Raw genomic sequence first — 1,974 nt, 5'->3', positions numbered from 1 at the left:
ACGACGATCGGCTCGCCGAACAGGGTGACCATCAACGAGTCGCCACGGTGCGGGATCGCCGTGACGAGGTCGATGAAGTGCCACCCGGAGCGGTAGGCGGTCGCCATCTCGCGTCGGAAGACCCTGTCGTCCGGGGGGATGGTCATGCGGCCACATCCGCTCCGACGCTGCCCCAACCCACGTCTCCCCCTCGAACAAGCGGGTCGACGGCACTCTGAGAATCGGGGGCAGGGGCTCCCCACCCGACGTCGGGATTACCCGACGCCCCGAGCGCTAGCGCAGCAGCGGCAATCACGGTAGCAAGCACCGAGCGAAGCATTCGCGTGTACATAGTCGGCTTCGTCCTCACTTGATGACTTCCATTCCCCCGCAGGACAAGACGATGGCTCATTGGGGCATGTCAAGCCACAGGAGCGATGCATCATGTTCCTGCACGTTCAAGACCCTGGGGGGTGGAGATTTGCCGAATAAGCACACAAAACAGACACATCCTCATGTCGTCACAGAATTCTGTGACGAGGGGGCCCGTCTCTATGCGAGCGCCTTGACGGCCGGCCGCATCACCCGCGCCGAGGCCGAAAACGCCCCCTGCCTGCTGGAGTTCGCACTCCTGCATCCGGACCCGGACGATCCGACCTGGCTGCGACCGGTGCCTCCGTCAGCCGCCCTGGCTCAACGACTGCACCCGCTCGAGCGCGAAATCCAGGACCGCCGACGACTCTCGGTGGAACTGACGGACACATTCGAGCCCTTTCTGGCAGTCAGCACGCAGAAGCCACCGATCACCCATGCCATCACCGTCCTGGAAGGGTTCGAACGCATCGACGCTGCGCTCGACGTGGCCATCGCCGAGAGCCAGACCGAGGTGCTCACCGTTCAACCCGGCGGCGGTCGCAGCGAGCACAACCTGAGCGACGCACTCAAGCGCAGCAGGCCTCTGATCGAAAATGGCATCCGCGTCCGCACTCTCTACCAGCACACCGTCCGGCACAGCCAGAGAACATACGCCTATGTCGAGCGCATGGCCGGTGCCAAAATGGAGATCCGCACACTCGAGGAACTCATCGAGCGGCTGATCATCTGCGACCAGACAGTCGCCTTCATACCCGCGCGCGACGACCGGCAGGTCGCCCTGGAGCTGCGCCACCCCGGGCTGGTCGCCTATCTGACCAAGGTCTTCGAGCACCTGTGGGGGCGAGCGGTCCCTCTCATGGAGGAAGTGCCCTACGGTCCCGCCCCCGATGGCATCACCGGCGTCCAGCGATCCATCGCCAAGCTCTTGGTCGAAGGGCATGTGGATGAGGCGATCGCGCGCCGACTCGGCATGAACGTGCGCACCTGCCGGGCCCACATCGCCAAGCTTGCCGCCGCGCTCGGCAGCGGCAGCCGTGCCCAACTCGGCTACCTCATTGCCAAGTCCGGGATCCTGGGACAGACCGACGACTACTCCAAGGGCGATACTCGCGACTGATCACCTCGCTGCGTCTGGCTCGTGCCCCCGACCCATCATCCCTACGATGACCCCAGACTTGTGGAGCCGCCACGGTCATCATGCTGCACTGCATCAAGTGGAGCCGGGGTGCCCGGACGCGCCGAGCATCCCGGACCGGGCGATGAGCGCCCCGAGCTGCACGCGGTTGGCGCTGCCGAGCAGTTCGGCGAGGTGCGCGATGTGCTTGCGGCACGTTCGCACGCTGATTCCCACACGACGGGCCACGACCTCGTCCGCATGCCCCTCCGCGAGCAGCCGCGCGATCGCGAACTGGCGCTCCGAGACACCCGTCGGGGCTGGCATCTGCGCAGCGCCGTACATCGGCAGTGCTTGGTGCCAGAACCACTCGAAGACGGATGCCAGATGGGCGATCAGGGCTGGCTGCCGCAGCTCCAGGGCGACGTGCCGGTCGCTGCTCGCCGGGATGAACGCGATGGAGCGGTCGAACAGGAGCATGCGTTCCGGGAGGTCGTTCAGGGTCC

Annotated in this window: 2 protein-coding genes and 1 pseudogene; 1 reads left to right on the top strand and 2 read right to left on the bottom strand. The window is 65.7% G+C overall.

Going from position 1 to position 1,974, the window contains the following annotated elements:
- A pseudogene (locus AC067Z_RS38855) lies at positions 1–146 on the bottom strand ((2Fe-2S)-binding protein); the annotation flags it as partial.
- 314 nt (positions 147–460) lie between these two features.
- Between AC067Z_RS38855 and AC067Z_RS38850 the strand changes: the two are divergent.
- A complete protein-coding gene (locus tag AC067Z_RS38850) occupies positions 461–1,471 on the top strand; it encodes a helix-turn-helix transcriptional regulator (RefSeq protein ID WP_478794353.1) in 1,011 nt (336 codons plus the stop codon).
- Between the two features lie 93 nt (positions 1,472–1,564).
- Here the strand turns inward: AC067Z_RS38850 and AC067Z_RS38845 are convergent.
- Positions 1,565–1,974 (bottom strand): response regulator transcription factor (locus tag AC067Z_RS38845; RefSeq protein ID WP_478794352.1); only part of this gene is annotated, 410 nt, incomplete at its 5' end.

It is taken from the genome of Streptomyces sp. NPDC043812, assembly GCF_056436245.1.
Note: the sequence above shows the minus strand (reverse complement) of the source record. Positions and strands in the feature narration are given on the sequence as shown.